At 58.0% G+C, this 15,222-nt stretch carries 13 protein-coding genes; 11 read left to right on the forward strand and 2 right to left on the reverse strand.

What is annotated here, in order from left to right:
- Positions 1–15: 15 nt before the first annotated feature.
- Complete coding sequence (locus G340_RS0114625) at positions 16–1,569, reverse strand: Ppx/GppA phosphatase family protein (RefSeq protein ID WP_020074390.1); 1,554 nt, start codon at positions 1,567–1,569, stop codon at positions 16–18.
- A gap of 519 nt (positions 1,570–2,088) precedes the next feature.
- Here G340_RS0114625 and G340_RS0114630 point away from each other — a divergent pair.
- The 9 genes from G340_RS0114630 to G340_RS0114670 are packed head-to-tail and all read left to right on the forward strand — an operon-like array spanning position 2,089 to position 10,691.
- Positions 2,089–3,774, forward strand: a complete 1,686-nt coding sequence (locus tag G340_RS0114630; RefSeq protein WP_020074391.1) for a PASTA domain-containing protein — start codon at positions 2,089–2,091, stop codon at positions 3,772–3,774.
- 4 nt (positions 3,775–3,778) lie between these two features.
- Positions 3,779–4,552: an FAD-dependent thymidylate synthase gene (gene thyX, locus G340_RS0114635; protein WP_020074392.1), complete on the forward strand. Its 774-nt coding sequence runs from the start codon at positions 3,779–3,781 to the stop codon at positions 4,550–4,552.
- Positions 4,549–5,229, forward strand: a complete 681-nt coding sequence (locus tag G340_RS0114640; RefSeq protein WP_020074393.1) for a dTMP kinase — start codon at positions 4,549–4,551, stop codon at positions 5,227–5,229. The genes thyX and G340_RS0114640 overlap by 4 nt, the downstream gene beginning before the upstream one ends.
- The gene (locus G340_RS0114645; protein ID WP_020074394.1) at positions 5,223–6,134 is read left to right on the forward strand and encodes a DUF2156 domain-containing protein; all 912 of its coding nucleotides are present in this window, start codon (positions 5,223–5,225) and stop codon (positions 6,132–6,134) included. Before G340_RS0114640 ends, G340_RS0114645 begins: the two co-directional genes overlap by 7 nt.
- Positions 6,131–7,009: a GNAT family N-acetyltransferase gene (locus G340_RS0114650; RefSeq protein WP_020074395.1), complete on the forward strand. Its 879-nt coding sequence runs from the start codon at positions 6,131–6,133 to the stop codon at positions 7,007–7,009. Before G340_RS0114645 ends, G340_RS0114650 begins: the two co-directional genes overlap by 4 nt.
- Positions 7,010–7,032: 23 nt before the next feature.
- A complete protein-coding gene (locus tag G340_RS0114655; protein WP_020074396.1) occupies positions 7,033–7,572 on the forward strand; it encodes a DJ-1 family glyoxalase III in 540 nt (179 codons plus the stop codon).
- A complete protein-coding gene (locus G340_RS0114660; protein ID WP_020074397.1) occupies positions 7,563–8,159 on the forward strand; it encodes a 5-formyltetrahydrofolate cyclo-ligase in 597 nt (198 codons plus the stop codon). The genes G340_RS0114655 and G340_RS0114660 overlap by 10 nt, the downstream gene beginning before the upstream one ends.
- Before the next feature lie 10 nt (positions 8,160–8,169).
- On the forward strand, positions 8,170–9,486 hold the full coding sequence (gene mltG, locus G340_RS0114665; protein WP_020074398.1) for an endolytic transglycosylase MltG: 1,317 nt from the start codon (positions 8,170–8,172) through the stop codon (positions 9,484–9,486).
- The gene (locus G340_RS0114670) at positions 9,483–10,691 is read left to right on the forward strand and encodes a peptidase U32 family protein (protein ID WP_020074399.1); all 1,209 of its coding nucleotides are present in this window, start codon (positions 9,483–9,485) and stop codon (positions 10,689–10,691) included. Before mltG ends, G340_RS0114670 begins: the two co-directional genes overlap by 4 nt.
- Positions 10,692–10,839: 148 nt before the next feature.
- Here G340_RS0114670 and G340_RS0114675 read toward each other — a convergent pair whose 3' ends face one another.
- A complete protein-coding gene (locus G340_RS0114675) occupies positions 10,840–11,736 on the reverse strand; it encodes a GGDEF domain-containing protein (RefSeq protein ID WP_020074400.1) in 897 nt (298 codons plus the stop codon).
- Between the two features lie 408 nt (positions 11,737–12,144).
- Here G340_RS0114675 and G340_RS0114680 point away from each other — a divergent pair, with 408 nt between their 5' ends.
- Both G340_RS0114680 and G340_RS0114685 read left to right on the forward strand, forming a co-directional pair.
- A complete protein-coding gene (locus tag G340_RS0114680; RefSeq protein ID WP_020074401.1) occupies positions 12,145–13,428 on the forward strand; it encodes an aminoacetone oxidase family FAD-binding enzyme in 1,284 nt (427 codons plus the stop codon).
- Positions 13,425–15,017, forward strand: a complete 1,593-nt coding sequence (locus G340_RS0114685; RefSeq protein ID WP_020074402.1) for an NAD(P)/FAD-dependent oxidoreductase — start codon at positions 13,425–13,427, stop codon at positions 15,015–15,017. The genes G340_RS0114680 and G340_RS0114685 overlap by 4 nt, the downstream gene beginning before the upstream one ends.
- Positions 15,018–15,222: the final 205 nt, after the last annotated feature.

Below are 15,222 nucleotides of genomic sequence, written 5' to 3' on the forward strand. Positions count from 1 at the left end.
GTCTTTCCCTCTCTCTCAAAGCATCAGCGTTTTGATTTTCAGTACGGGGTGAATCCCAAACACCTCCTGAAAAAACGGCGCGCACAAGTCGAACGCCCATTTTTCCAGCGTCAGGTTCCCGTCGCTGCTGCTCGTGATCACGAGCCGGTCTTTTTCCAGCTTGATCGCAATGTCCTCCAGCTTCTGCGTCTGCGATTTATCCAGCGCGTTTGAAAGGCGGAAAATCGCCACAAGCTTTGAAATCATCAGGCGGGTCTGTTTATCAAGGCGGTTGAATTCCGGGTCGTCGCCGCTGGGCACGCAGTATTCGTCGTAGCTGGACAAAAACGCGATCATTAGCACCTCGCGGTCGGTCAGGCCGTAAATGTCGATGTTCTTGACCAGATCGAACGTGCTGTTCAGGTGCTCTTTGGAATTGATGTAATACCCCGCGTCGTGCAGGATGCAGGCCAGCTCCAGAATCAGTCTGCTCTTGTAATCCATGCCGTGGATTTTCTTTGTCTTGTCAAAAATCCGGCACGAAAAACGGCGCACCGCATCCGAATGCGAGCGGTTGCAGCGGTAGCGGTCGGCGATCCACTGCGCGCACGAAATCGCGCTGTTTACGACGTGGGTTTCGTAATCTTTTTTGCTTTTCGGTACCAGCATCTGGCGCAGAAGAGCGTCCCACAGCTCTACCTTTGGGCAGATCACCCGGTCGGCGTGCGTCAGCTGCAAAAGCTGCATGTAAATTACCAGCACCGGGTACAGCACCTGTGCGCTGGCGTCGGTGATGTCGTACTTGGCGGCGAGAGAGTCCGGCGTCATGACGCGAACCTCCTGCAGCAGGCGGCCGATCAGCTCCGACTGAATGATGTAATGTCCCTGATCGGGCGTAACGCTGCAAATGCGCGCAATCAGCTCGATCTCGCTGCCTGCCAGCACCAGGTTGCGGATGCTCTTCAGGCGTCCGGGAATGGGGATGTGCTTCACGATCAGGTTCAGGTATTCCTCTACCACCGTATCGAAATCGCCGCTGTTTTCCTGAATGCTGCCGAGCATGTTGTACAGCTTCATCGGCCCGATGGAGATGTTCTGCGAGAAGATCATATTCGTTCCGTCGAAAATGGAAAGCCCGATGCTGCCGGTGCCGATGAACGAGATCAGGGTGTTGCCGGCCGGAAAGTTCGGCATGGCCTGTATCGAGTTCAAAACCTCGGAGTAGATCAGCGTTTTTTCCTGGTCGTCCTCCAAAACCTGTACGGTGATCCCGTTCTGGATTTTCAGCTGGTCGGTGATGTAATCCCGGTTCTTCGCCTCGCGCAGGGCTGTGGTGGCCACCACGCGCTGCTGCTCGGCGCCGTATTCCTTCATCACGTCGCTGTATCCGTGCAGGGTGGAGGAAATATTCCAAAGGCTTTCAAAGCTGATTTTCCCGCCGTGAAACACCTCAGAGCCAATTTTGACAGGGTATTCCAGCCGATCCAGCGTGACGATTTTGTCCTTTTGCAGCTGAGCAATTTTCATTTTCAGCATGCTCGAGCTGATGTCAATGACAGCGGCCACTTTGCCTCCCTTTTTACGGTTCATCCCACAGTCCCTCCTCTGCAATATGAAATAGTATACTCAAATAATAGGATGGATTTCTTCTCCGCTGAAGACGGGAAAGAAATCCGCACTTTTTATGATTGTATGATTATAGCATGATAACAACGGTAAGGGTGTTTTCTTTCCTCAAAAGCGGTACCTTGAGCGGTGTTATCATGCTTCAATGTTCTCTCAGGCGCCCGAAGCTTTGCTTCGGCTTGCGCCGTGAGGTTATTATAGCAAACAGGGCATAGAATATCAATTCGCTTCCCTTTAAAATTCTGCGAAAAATGTCGCAAAACCGGAGCCCCAAAATGAGAGTCAGATGCGAGGTATTGCGTTTTGCCGGTAGATTGTGGTATACTTCTTAAATATAAAAGAATCGGGTGGTGTGCGTTCCGCCCGAAAAACAGCCGGGCTGATCCGGAATGCCCGGCGTTATCCGCCGGAGAGGGCTGTGGCGCCAACCGGCGGGATAACGCCTGCTTTGTGTGTCCATAATAGCATTATGGAGGAACCAGTATGACTGACTTTGAGCTATGCATGAACTGTATGTCGGAGCGGCCCGTGGGCGAGCCATGCCCTCATTGCGGGTGTCCGACGGATGAGCCGCAGCGGCCGGACGCGCTGCCGTTCAAAACCATGCTGCAAAATCGATATATGATCGGCTTGGCCCGGAAGAGCAACGGAGAGGGAATCTCTTATATCGGCTACGACAGTGTGCTGAATATCAAAACGTTGATTCGTGAGTTTTTTCCCCAGACGATGAGCGAGCGTCTGCCGGACGGCCAGACGGTGCGTGTGGTAGACGGCAGCGAGGTCACGTTTCAGGAATATAAAACCTCCTTTTTAAATGATGCACGTGAGCTGGCACATATGCGGCAGCTTTCTGCGGTCGAACAGATTTACGATATTTTTGAAGAAAACGGAACGGCCTATACGGTAGCGGAGTGGGAAGAATGTATCACACTGCGCTATTTTGTAGAGCGCCGCGGCGGCAGCCTAGACTGGAATGCCGCCCGCCCGCTGTTCATGCCGGTGCTGTCCGCGCTTTCCACACTGCATTCCAAGGGCGTAAATCACCTTGGCATTTCGCCTGACACGCTGGTGATTCTACAGGACGGCCGCATGAAGCTGACCGATTTTGAGCTGGACGCCGTGCGCCGTATGGATACCGACCTGCCGCCGGACTTGGTGGCGGGCTGCGCCGCGCTCGAGCAATATGTGATGAATTATGTGCCGGATGAGTCGACGGACGTGTACGGCTTTGCCGCATGTCTGTTTTTTGCGCTGACCGGCGCTCTGCCGCAGGATGCTTTGCGCCGCAAGGGGGATTCGCGGCTGATGATCCCAACCAGTACGCTCAAAAGTCTGCCGCCGTATGTGATCACCGGTCTGGCCAACGCTCTGCAGGTGATGCCGTCCAAACGAACCCCTCATTTTGAGCGCCTGCGGGCTGAGCTTTCGGCAGCGCCCACTGTTACGGCAAAAATAGAGGAACCCCTGCCGCCGGAGTCTGCTCCGGAACCGGAGCCCGCCCGACGCGGCATCCCGGGCATTGCCTGGGCAATCGGTTCCGGTGTGGTTTCTTTGGCTGTTTTTGTTTGTATCGGGATCTTCTGGCTGTTCCCGCCAAGCTTTGGCGGCACGGCCGGCACTGCGGATTCCACCGCCATGAAGGCAACTGTGGAATCTGCCGATTCCGGGATGCTGATGAACGGCCTTGACGCGGCGGAGCTTTCCGGCACGGAGCGCGTTCAGGTTCCCGATCTGGTGGGGCAGAAGCTTGACGACGTTCTGGCAGCGGAAAGCGCCGGAACCGAGGACTACGACATTCTGGTCTCTGATAAGGAGTTCAGCGATACGGTGGCCGAGGGCAAGATCATCCGGCAGTCCCCCACGGCGGGCGAGCTGGCACAGAAGGGCGTAAAAATCGTCGTTGTCGTCAGTCAGGGCGCTCAAATGCGCTCCCTGCCCGAGATTCGGGGCATGAGTCTGGAGGATGCCTCTCTGGCGGTCACGTCCGCGGGGCTGACCCCTGCAAAGCGGGATGTGTTTGACGACACCGTACCGGCCGGGCAGGCCGTCGGTTACCAGGACCACAAGGCGGGCGATTCGTTGGAGTACGGCGCCCATGTGGTGATTTTATTGAGCAAGGGGCCGGATCCGTCCGTTCTGGGCGGCCCGGCCGGAAGCGGAGGAACATAATACAATGGCAAAGGTAGCGTTGATCGCTTATACGCCGCAGCCGGAGCAGACGGTGGCAGCCGCCGCAAAGCTCTGCTATTCCGCTGCGGATGTGGAACATATTATGGACGGTCTCACAGAGGAAAAAACCGCCCGTTTTGTCGAGATGCTCTCTGAGATCGGGCATGAAAGCCCGATTGAGCACGCATCGTTTACATTTGCGATCGAAGGGGTGTCGCGCGCGTTTCTGGCGCAGATGACCCGTCATCGCATTGCTTCTTACAGCGTGCAGAGCCAAAGATATGTAGCGGAGCATCAGTTCGGCTACGTGATCCCGCCCGAGATTGAGGCGATCCCCGAGGCACAGCAGGAATTCATCGAATCGATGGAGGAAGCCCAGCGCCGGTATGAAACTCTGACCCGCCTGCTACAGGAAAAACATCAGGCCCAAATGATCGCGGAGGGCAAAAAGCCGGAAGAGGCTGCCCGCGCGGCGCAGAAAAAGGCGATTGAGGACGCGCGCTTTGTACTGCCGAACGCCTGTGAAACCAAAATGATCTGTACCATGAACGCCCGGTCGCTGTACAATTTCTTTTCGCACCGCTGCTGCAACCGCGCTCAATGGGAAATTCAGGAGGTGGCGATCCAGATGCTGCGTCTGGTGCGCGGCGTCGCGCCGAACCTGTTCTCTCACTGCGGCCCGCCGTGCGTGCGCGGCGGCTGTCCCGAAGGGAAGATGAGCTGCGGTAAGATGACAGAGGTACGCGCGTATTACAAAAATCTGGAGGAACAGCCGTGAGCGGCCGGCTGGTCGTGATCGAGGGCCTTGACGGCAGCGGGAAGGCCACACAGACGGCGCTTTTGTGCGAGGCGCTCACAAAGAGCGGCGTGCGGCTGCGGCGGGTTTCTTTTCCGGATTATCAGGAGAAATCCTCCGCGCTGGTGAAAATGTATCTCGGCGGCGAGCTCGGCGCGCACCCGCAGGAGGTCAACGCCTTTGCGGCCAGTTCCTTTTACGCGGTGGACCGCTTTGCGAGCTATGTGCGCCACTGGCGCCAGGACTACGAAAACGGCAGCCTGATCGTTGCCGACCGGTATACCACCTCTAACATGGTATACCAAATGACGAAGCTGCCCCATTCGGAGTGGGATTCCTATCTGGATTGGGTCTGCGATTTTGAGTATAATAAACTGGAGCTTCCCGCGCCGAACGCCGTAATTTATCTGGACATGCCGCTGGAAATCTCTCAGCGCCTGCTCCGGGAACGGTACGGGGGCGACGAAGCGAAGAAGGATCTGCACGAGCAGGACACCGCCTTTCTGGCCGCCTGCCGGCAAAGCGCATTATACTGCGCCGAAAAGCTGGGATGGCTTGTCCTTTCATGCGCCGGGAACGGACGGATCAAATCGGCACAGCAAATCCATGCGGAAATCATGGAAAGTGAAATCATAAAGGAATGTAGCGATTTATGTTAAAATTTGAATATGCAACAATCGAGGATCGAAAATGGCTTCAGCCGATTTTGGCGGCCAGCGGCAAAATGGGGAGCGAGAATGCGTTCGGCACCCTGTTCATCTGGAATGAGTCATATCATTCCCGCATCTGCCGTCAGGATGGGTATGTGCTTTTGTCCTCGGGCGAGCATTTTCACACCTATAATTTCCCTTATGTGGCAGACCCCGCAAACGCCGGGAGCCTCAGGGACGCCCTGCAGCTGCTGATTGACGACGCGGCGGAAAAGGGCTTTCGTTTTCAGATGTGGGGCATGACCGAAAAAGAGGTTGCCCGCATGGAAGAAGCGATGCCGGGCTGTTTTGAGTTCAGTATCGACAGGGACGGCGCGGACTATATTTACAACAGCAGCGATCTGATTGAGCTCGCGGGCAGAAAATACCATGGCAAGCGCAACCATGTTTCCAAATTCAACCGGCAGTACCAGTGGGAATACGAGGATGTTACGGTCGATACGCTCGACGCGTGCCGCGAAGTCAGCTGCGAGTGGTGCCGCCAGAACGGGTGCGACCCGGAAAACGGACTGGATAAAGAGGTGCGCGCGCTTCGGAAGGCGTTCGCCCATTTTGATGAGCTGAAGCTTTCCGGCGGTTTGATTCGCATTGAGGGCAAGCCGGTGGCCTACACGATCGGCGAGGAGATCAATCCGCAGGTGTTCCTGCTCCATTTTGAAAAGGCACTGTCCGGCTACGACGGTCTGTACGCGGCGATCAACAACGAGTTTGCCCGCCGCAATCTCTCGGGCTACCAATATATCAACCGGGAAGAGGATCTGGGGCTGGAGGGGCTGCGCAAGGCAAAGCTGTCTTACCACCCCGCAATCATATTGCAGAAGTACCGCGCGGTACTCAAAGGAACGGAGTCATGAGCGGCAGAATCATCAGGCTGGCCCGCTGGGGTATGCAGCCGGAGCTCGAAAAGATATGGCAGGTCTGCTTTGGGGACCCCAGGCGGCCCGTCGCCTATTTTTTCAATAACGCCTTTCAGCCGCGTGCCTGCCTGGTCTACGAAATAGACGGCAGGGCGGCTGCGATGGTGCATATGCTGCCGGTGCGCATGGCGCAGCCGGGCGGCGAGGTGCGCGGCCACTATATCTATGCCGCCTCCACTCTGCCGGAATACCGCAAGCAGGGCTGCATGGGGGCGCTGCTGCGGGCCGCGGCGCATTTGGGCCTAAAGCGCGGCGAGCACTTTTCGTGCCTGCTGCCGTCGAGCGCTGCGCTGTACGATTACTACGCGAATTATGGCTACGAAGAGGCCTTTTTCACCCGCTTTGTTACGGTTTCTGCACAGGAGCTTTCGCAGCTTTCTGCGGGGGCGCGGCGCGGTCGGGTGGTTTTGGGCTACTCGCAGATGAGGCAAATCCGGGAAGAACAGCTTTCTTCCCTTTGGGGCTCCGTGCTGTGGGATGAGCGTGCGCTCTGCTTTGCACAGGGCTTCAACCGCCGGTACGGCGGCAGGCTGGTTGCCGTGCGGTCGGGCGGGGGTTCGGCCTGGGCGCTCTGCCGCCTGTTGGAGGACGGCTCCTGCGAGGTGACTGAGCTGATGGCGGAGAAGGCGGCTCTGCCGGCGCTTCTCGGGCAGCTGCTCGCCGAAATGCCGGCGCAGAGCTATCGCCTGCGTCTGCCGGAAAACGGGGCACTGTTCCCGAACAGGGGCGAGGTGCGGCGATTTGGTATGCTCCGGCCGCTCAGGCCGGTGGAATACAGCGGCAAGGCCTATCTGGGGCTGACGCTGGATTAACTGAAAAAGGGGATGTGACTGGAATGACGTATGTGTTTTTGGCGAATGGATTTGAAGAGATTGAGGCTTTAACGGCGGTTGATCTGCTCCGGCGCGCCAATGTGCCGGTTCGGACAGTGGGGGTCGGCGACAGGCAAATCACGGGCTCCCATCAAATCCCTGTCACAGCCGATCTGGAGGAAAGCGAAATCTCTCTGGAGGGTCTCCAGATGGTGGTTCTGCCGGGCGGACTGCCGGGAACGCCGAATCTGGAGCAGTCACTGGCGGTAAGGGATGCGGTGACGCATTGCTATGAGAAGGGCGCCTATGTGGCGGCCATTTGCGCGGCCCCGTCGATTCTGGGGCACATGGGGCTGTTAAAAGGCCGTCGCGCCACGGTCAGCGACGGATTTGTTTCAGAAATTACCGGCGCAGAATATACCGGTGAGCTTGTCACGGTAGACGGCAAAATTATTACGGGCCGCGGCCCGATGGCTGCAATGGCGTTCGCGCTGCAGCTCACGGATCTTTTGGCGGATAAACAAGCCGCGGAAAAGCTGAGGAATTTGATGCAATGCCAGTAAAGAACATCAAAGAGGTAAAGACAGGTCTGCGGGGCAAATATCGCAGGCTCAGAGAAGATCTGCCGGAGGAGGAAAAGCTGAGGCTGGATTCCGAAATTCAGTCCCGGCTGCTCTCTTTGCGGGAATATCATCAGGCCGATACGGTATTCACCTATCTCAGCAAAGAGCTGGAGGTGGATACCCTTGCCGTTGTGCAGGCGGCCTGGGCAAATCAAAAGCGGGTGGCTGTTCCCCGGTGCATTCCGGGAACCCGCGACATGGAGTTCTATTACATTCGCTCCTGGCAGGACGTGGAGCGCGCGTCGTTCGGCGTGATGGAGCCGATTCCCCGGCGCTGTGAAAAGGTGGAGGACGAGTCCCGCGGCTTTTGCCTGGTGCCCGGCTTCAGCTTTGACGTGCAGGGCTTTCGGCTCGGGTATGGTGGCGGCTATTACGACCGCTTTTTATCCCGCTTTGGCGGGTTTACGGTGGGCGTGTGCTATTCCTTCTGTGTTCAGTGGAATCTGCCGCACGGCTATTACGACAGGTCGGTTGATCTGTTGGTGACGGAAAAGTATGTCCGCAGGACATCGAAGAAAGCGAGATAGGGGGTCTGTCATGCGCGACGACGACAATCAGCGGCGAACCCGCGGTCAGGAGGATCAGCGGCAGAACCGGGCCCGGCAATTCAGGGTCGAATTCAATGACGAAGATGATATGGATGATTCCGTTTCGCAGGGGCCCCGGTCTGCCGCCGGGGAGCCGGATGTGCTGCACAGCTACAGCAGCCCCCAAACGCGCAAGGCGATGGTGGAATCGGAGCGCCGCGCCCAAAAGGCCCAGGAAAAAGCCCTGCGGGAGAGAAGCCGCGAAAAGGGCCGTAAGAACCGGCGCTTTTTCCGCATGATCTGGATGTCGATGATTCTTATCCTCGGAATTGGAACGGGCCAGTATCTGGTGAGCGGAATGGCGGATATGCTCGCGTACCAGAAACCGGAATCCGTGGTGACCGTCGAGATTCCGAAAGGGGCGAGCGTCGGCGAAATCGCCAAGGTGCTGTACCGCGGCGGCGTGATCGACCAGCCGGGCTTTTTTCAGCTGTATTCCACCATCACGCGTGCGAACGCATCCTATCTGCACGGCACGTACGAGCTGAAAACGGATATGGACTACGAGGCGATTATCAATTATCTGCAAACAAACAATAACCGCACCGATATTGTGAAGGTGCTGTTCCCGGAGGGCCTGAACGTGCAGGAGGTCGCCGCCCTGATGGAGAAAAACGGCGTCTGTTCCGCGCAGGATATTTTAAAATATGCCAATTCTCAGGATTTTAACAACTATGACCTGATCAAGACCATCGCCAACGACAGCGAGCGCTATTACCTGCTGGAGGGCTATTTGTTCCCCGATACCTACGAGTTCTATAAGGATGAGGACCCGAAGCAGGCCTTGGGCAAGATGATCAACAACGCGGGCAAAAAGCTGACCGCCGATGTGCGCAGAAAGGCGCAGGAGCAGGGAATGACGCTCGATCAGGTGCTGAACCTTGCCTCTATTATTCAGGAGGAATCCGCAGACGAAGAGGATATGTATCAGGTTTCCTCCGTCCTGCACAACCGCCTGAAAAACGGCGTGGCGACCGGCACGCAGCAGCTCGGGTGCGATTCCACCATCTACTACCCCTACCGCACGAGGGCGCAGGTGCCCGCTGCGCAGCGGGAGACATACAGCAGCCGGTACAACACCTACAACATTACCGGGCTGCCCCCGGGGCCGATTGCAAATCCCGGCAGTGCGGCGATCGACGCGGCGCTGAATCCGGCCAAAACGGATTATTATTACTTCTGCCACTCTGCGGACGGCAAGGCCTATTATGCCAAGACGGCAGAGCAGCATCAGAAAAACTTGAAAAAGGCGGGTCTGGCGCAGTGAAAATGGAACTATTGGCTCCGGCGGGGGATTTTGAACGGCTGGAGGCTGCTCTGGCCTTTGGGGCGGACGCCGTGTATCTGGCAGCGAAGGAGTTCGGAATGAGAGCCGGCCCGGCCAATTTCTCGCCGGAGGAGCTGGCGGCGGCCGTTCAGGCTGCCCACCGGAAGGGTGCCCGGGTTCACTTGACCTGCAACACGCTGCCCCGTGTGGATGAGCTCGACCGCCTTCCCGATTTGCTGTGCCATGCCCGGCAGGTAGGGGTAGACGCATTGATCGTCGCCGATCTCGGCGTGATGAAGCTGGCGCAGAAATACGCGCCGGACGTGGAGCTTCACGTATCCACTCAGGCGGGGGTTGTCAACCACGAGACCGCGCGCGTCTTTTATGAGATGGGCGCGTCGCGCGTGGTGCTGGCCAGAGAGCTGAGTATGGACGAGATCGCGCAGATCCGCGCCAAAACGCCGCCCGAGCTGGAACTGGAAGCGTTTGTGCACGGCTCGATGTGCGTCTCCTTTTCGGGCCGGTGCCTGCTGTCGAACTATTTGACGGGCCGGGACGCCAACCGAGGCGACTGCGCGCAGCCGTGCCGCTGGTCGTACCGCCTTGTGGAAGAAAAACGCCCCGGCGAGTATTTCCCCATTGAGGAGGACGACCGGGGAACTTATATCCTCAATTCCCGCGACATGTGCATGATCCGCCATATTCCGGAGCTCCAAAAGGCGGGAATCAGCAGCCTGAAAATCGAAGGCAGGGCCAAATCGGCCTATTATGTGGCGGTTACGGTCAACGCGTATCGCAGCGCGATCGATTTCTGCGAGCGGCATCCCGGCGAGCCGCTGCCGGAGTGGATTGCCGAGGAGCTGAACAAAATCAGCCACCGCGAATACAGCACCGGCTTTTACTTCGGCACCCCGGGGCAGGTGTACCAAAACGGCGGCTATGTGCGCGATTACGAGGTTGCGGCCGTCTGCGAGGGCTGGGAGAACGGCGTGGCGACCTTGTCGCAGCGCAACCGCTTCTTCCGCGGGGATACGGTGGATGTGCTGGAACCCGGCGCGCGGCCCTATCTGCTCACACTAGACGAGCTGTACGACGCGGAAATGACGCCGATCGACGCGGCCCCTCATGCGACCATGCGGGTTCTGGCGAAAACCGGGCGCCCTGTTAAACCCGGCGCTTTGCTGCGGCGGGTGCGCGGCGAATGATTCCGCAATGCCGAAAGGGCAGAAAGCCGGAAAGCTTTCTGCCCTTTTCTGAATATTGGAACGAGAAATTTTTCCCTCTCGATCGTCGAAGGGAAAAAACGAGGTGCGAGAATCGGCCCGGGGCATTGGCAAAGCAGGAGGAAAGCCCTCAGCCCGAAATGGAGTTCTTGCCGCTGTGTTTGCTCTGATACAGCTTTTGATCCAGACGGTCGAAAAAGTCAACGGCGGAGGCGCTGTCCCGCGGTCCGGCGCTGGAGACGCCGCAGCTGATGGTTGTGGAAACGGTGCTGCCGCGCAGCTCGAATGTTTCCTGCTCCACCTGCCGCCGAATCCGCTCCGCAATTTTTTTGGCGCTTTTCCGGTCGGCGTCCGGCAGTACCACCAGAAATTCGTCACCGCCGTACCGCGCCGCCCAGTCGCCCTTGCGCTGAATATTGTTTTTCAAAATCTCCGCGACCCTTCGCAGCACACGGTCGCCCATGCTGTGGCCGTAGGTGTCGTTGATCTGTTTGAAATCATCAACGTCGACCAGAATCGCGGAAAGCACGCCGTCGTTCCCAACAGCGGCGTATAAATCAATCGGCAGCTTCTCGTTGATAAAGCGCCGGTTATACACCTGGGTGAGCTCGTCGGTAATGGCGGCCTGGTTCAGGTTTTCAATGATCTGGTTGATTTCCGCAACGTTTTTGCCCTTCAGGTCGGGTACGATGCCGGTTTCAGAAATATCCTTCAGCATTTCCACAATATGAGTGCGGCCGCTCAGAACCACCGGCGTGGCCATCGCCATAAAAATCTTTTCCTGATTGTATTCAATCTTGACGAACGTATCGTTTTCGTTGGCGGCACGCATTGAAACGCAGTTGGCACAATGGTTGTTTTTTTGCCAGAACTCATAGCAGATGGAATCCTCAATCATTTCCGAGTTGCAGCCGGAGACCGTAATCACCCGCTTTGCCAGAGGGTCGACAATACGAACCAGATTATATATTTTTTCAAGCTGCTGAAGAAATTGCATCAGCTGCTGGGGATTCTCCATTTTAGACATTCAGCTTTCACCTCTGTACGATTCCGGTACGGGATACGCTTCAATTATGACAGCACGATGGTAGCCGCAAGACTGTTTTCAGCCATGAAAGCAGTTCTCCGAACAATCGTATCATGCTCCAGCGCTTTTTCGGGCACCCAAAGCCTTGCTTCAGCGTGCACCGTGATTAGGATAACAGCATCACCGGAGCAAGGAATGCTTCATTCATAAAAGGCTGTCGATTTCTACCAACCGGTTTCAATGCTCTCTCAGGCGTTGAAAGCGCTGATTATTATTTACGTTTTTATTATAACATGTCCCTCACCTTAGCACAAGCAGTGAGAAAGCAAAAAATGCAAATTGAGAACAGCTCGTTTTATCAGAAATGGATGAATGGCGGGCCGTCGGTCTATAGTACAGGGAGGCAGTATGAACACTATACCAAAATACGAGATCGCGGTTGTCGGCGGCGGCGCGGCAGGCCTGATGGCCGCCGGCGAGGCGGCAAAAGTGCTTGGCGGCGGGAAGGTAGCGCTGCTGGAGGCGGCCCCGCGCGTGGGAAAAAAGCTGCTGGCTACCGGGAACGGCAGATGCAATATCACCAATCTTTCGGCGGCCTGGCCGCTGTATCACGGCGATGCGCCGCTGGCCAAAGCGGTGTTTGAATCCATTTCACCGGCGGAGGTATTGCGGCAATTTGAAGAGATGGGCCTTTTCTGCCGGGAAGAGGAACAGGGCCGGGTGTACCCACAAAACGGGCAGGCCTCCGCAGTGCTGGACGCGCTGCGTCTGTTCTTTCAGAAGCAGGGCGGAGAAGAGCTGTGCGGCGCCGCAGTGGTTCAGATCAAACGGCAAAAGGGCGGGTATTCGCTGGGCCTTGAGGACGGCAGAACCCTTTTGGCACGCCGGCTGATTCTGGCGCAGGGCGGCAAGGCCTCGCCGCAGATCAGCTCGGATCAGGGTGTGTCTCTGGCTCGCCGGCTCGGCCACAGCCAGACGGCGCTGTATCCCGCGCTGGTACAGGTGACGGTGCCGCAGGCGATGGTTCGGGCGCTCAAGGGCGTGCGCTGTCCGGGCACCGTCCGCTTTTTGGCAGACGGACATGCGGTGAAGGAAGAAGAGGGAGAAATCCAGTTTGTTGAGCGCGGCCTGTCCGGTGTGTGCGTATTCCAGCTGTCGCGGCTGGCGGCGGAGTACGCCGCGAACAAAACCGTTCGGGGCAAGCCCTGTAAAAACGCGCAGCTTGTGCTGGACCTTTTGCCGGGATTGTCCTTTCAGGAGGTCTGCGAGCTGCTGCGCCGTCTGGCGTCCATTTATCCGCAGCTTGCAGCAAGAGATTTGTTGTTCGGCGTGTTGCCCAAGCGCGTGGGCCAGCAGGTAATGGCGTGCGCCCTTTCCGAAAAAGCGGGCGAGCCGGCAGGCAGTCTCGTCGGCTCATGGGTGAAAACGGCGGCCGGTGTGCTCAAGGGCTGGGCCTTTCCGGTCACAGGTACACTGCTCTGGCAGCACGCGCAGGTCACCGCGGGCGGAGTGCCGCTTGCGGAGCTGTTTCTGCCGTCCATGGAGTCGCGCATCAGCTCCGGTGTTTACCTGGCCGGGGAACAACTGAATGTGGATGGCGACTGCGGCGGTTTTAATCTGCACTGGGCGTGGATCAGCGGCATGGCAGCCGGCAGAAGCGCCGCCCTGGCGGCAAAGGAGGAAAACATATGATCCGAATTTCAGAGATCGCTCTGCCCCTTTCCGCGGGGGAGGGAGAGCTTTTGCGGCAGGCGGCGGCCCGGCTTTCCCTGCCGGAGCAGCAGATCCGTTCCCTGCAAATTTTAAAAAAATCGGTGGACGCCCGAAAAAAGCAGGATATCCACTTTCAATATACCGTCGGTGTAACGTTGGAAGGCGGGGAAGAAGCCGTTTTGTCCCGGTGCGGCGGTGCGAAGGTTTCCCACCTTCAGCCGTACCGTTATGAGCTGCCTCCCTGCCGCGGGCTGGGGAAGAGACCGGTCGTTGTGGGCTTTGGGCCCGCGGGGATGTTTGCCGCCCTGATTCTGGCGCAGGCAGGGCAGCGCCCCACCGTGATCGAGCGCGGAGCGGATGCGGACAAGCGCACACAGCAGGTGGATGCCTTCTGGAAAAGCGGCGTTCTGAATTCCGACTCTAATGTGCAGTTCGGCGAGGGCGGCGCCGGAACCTTTTCGGACGGCAAGCTGAACACCGGCACTAAGGATGGCCGCGCAGGTAAGGTGTTTGAGGAGCTGGTCAGGGCCGGCGCGCCGAAAGAGATTCTGTATGAGGCGAAACCGCATGTCGGCACCGATTTGCTGCCGGGGATCGTGAAGAAAATCCGCGGGCAGATCATAGAGCTGGGCGGAGAAATCCGGTTTGAAACAAAGCTGGTGAAAATCGTATCAGTGCAGGGCAGAGTAACCGGTGTCGTCGTAGAGCACGATGGAGTGCGCCAGCAGCTGGACGCACATCATGTGATCCTGGCGGTCGGACACAGCGCGCGGGATACCTTTGAAACCCTGCTGGAGCAGGGTGTGGCGATGGAGCAGAAGCCCTTTTCCATCGGCGCGCGCATTGAGCATCCGCAGGCGGCCGTCAATCGCGCGCAGTACGGCGCGTTTGCGGAGCATCCCGCACTGGGAGCGGCGGATTACAAGCTTGCGGTGCATTTGGAAAACGGCCGGGGCGTGTACACCTTCTGCATGTGCCCGGGCGGACAGGTCGTCGCTGCCGCTTCGGAGCCCGGGCGGCTGGTGACAAATGGAATGAGCCGCTGGGCGCGCGACGGGAAGAACGCAAATTCGGCCCTGCTGGTCGGCGTGTCCTCCGCGGATTTTGAAAGCACACATCCGCTCGCTGGCATGTGGTTCCAGAGAAGATGGGAAGAAGCGGCGTTTCATCTGGGCGGCGGGGATTACCGCGCCCCTGCCCAGCGCGTCGGCGATTTTCTCAAAGGCAAAGCATCGGATTCGTTCGGTACGGCCCCGAGCTACCAGCCCGGCGTAGTTCCGGCGGATTTGGCGGGCTGCCTGCCGCCTTACGCGGCGGAATCGATGCGGCAGGGAATTTTGCTGATGGACCGCAGACTGCGCGGCTTTGCCCACCCGGATGCGGTGCTGACGGGCGTAGAGACCCGCAGCTCTTCCCCCGTGCGCCTGACGCGCGGGGCGGACGGCCAATCGGTCACTCTCGGCGGGCTGTATCCCTGCGGGGAGGGCGCGGGTTATGCAGGTGGCATCGTATCCGCGGCGGTGGACGGAATCCGGAGCGCGGAGGCGGTGCTGACTTCGCCGGAATAATAGTGGAATTTTTCCGTGTGCGTTTCGCAGGTTCGCCTGCGGAAAATTGGGGCGTGCGCCGAATGAGCGTCGGCCTTCTCGGGTATGCTAACAGCGTACCCGGCGCCCAGCGGCGGCAACTTGCCGATGGCCCGGTGCCGGTATATTAAACTGTTCAAACGACAGAATTCCTTTTTTCTGATGGATAAAATTCAAAAACATTCAA

The sequence above is a fragment of the Faecalispora sporosphaeroides DSM 1294 genome, assembly GCA_000383295.1.
Classification (GTDB): domain Bacteria; phylum Bacillota; class Clostridia; order Oscillospirales; family Acutalibacteraceae; genus Faecalispora; species Faecalispora sporosphaeroides.

What these genes read in the sequence shown, in the direction of transcription:
- G340_RS0114625 (WP_020074390.1), bottom strand. Translation starts at nt 1,569, where the DNA reads ATGAACCGTAAAAAGGGAGGCAAAGTGGCCGCTGTCATTGACATCAGC.
- G340_RS0114630 (WP_020074391.1), top strand. Translation starts at nt 2,089, where the DNA reads ATGACTGACTTTGAGCTATGCATGAACTGTATGTCGGAGCGGCCCGTG.
- thyX (WP_020074392.1), top strand. Translation starts at nt 3,779, where the DNA reads ATGGCAAAGGTAGCGTTGATCGCTTATACGCCGCAGCCGGAGCAGACG.
- G340_RS0114645 (WP_020074394.1), top strand. Translation starts at nt 5,223, where the DNA reads ATGTTAAAATTTGAATATGCAACAATCGAGGATCGAAAATGGCTTCAG.
- G340_RS0114650 (WP_020074395.1), top strand. Translation starts at nt 6,131, where the DNA reads ATGAGCGGCAGAATCATCAGGCTGGCCCGCTGGGGTATGCAGCCGGAG.
- G340_RS0114655 (WP_020074396.1), top strand. Translation starts at nt 7,033, where the DNA reads ATGACGTATGTGTTTTTGGCGAATGGATTTGAAGAGATTGAGGCTTTA.
- G340_RS0114660 (WP_020074397.1), top strand. Translation starts at nt 7,563, where the DNA reads ATGCCAGTAAAGAACATCAAAGAGGTAAAGACAGGTCTGCGGGGCAAA.
- mltG (WP_020074398.1), top strand. Translation starts at nt 8,170, where the DNA reads ATGCGCGACGACGACAATCAGCGGCGAACCCGCGGTCAGGAGGATCAG.
- G340_RS0114675 (WP_020074400.1), bottom strand. Translation starts at nt 11,736, where the DNA reads ATGTCTAAAATGGAGAATCCCCAGCAGCTGATGCAATTTCTTCAGCAG.
- G340_RS0114680 (WP_020074401.1), top strand. Translation starts at nt 12,145, where the DNA reads ATGAACACTATACCAAAATACGAGATCGCGGTTGTCGGCGGCGGCGCG.
- G340_RS0114685 (WP_020074402.1), top strand. Translation starts at nt 13,425, where the DNA reads ATGATCCGAATTTCAGAGATCGCTCTGCCCCTTTCCGCGGGGGAGGGA.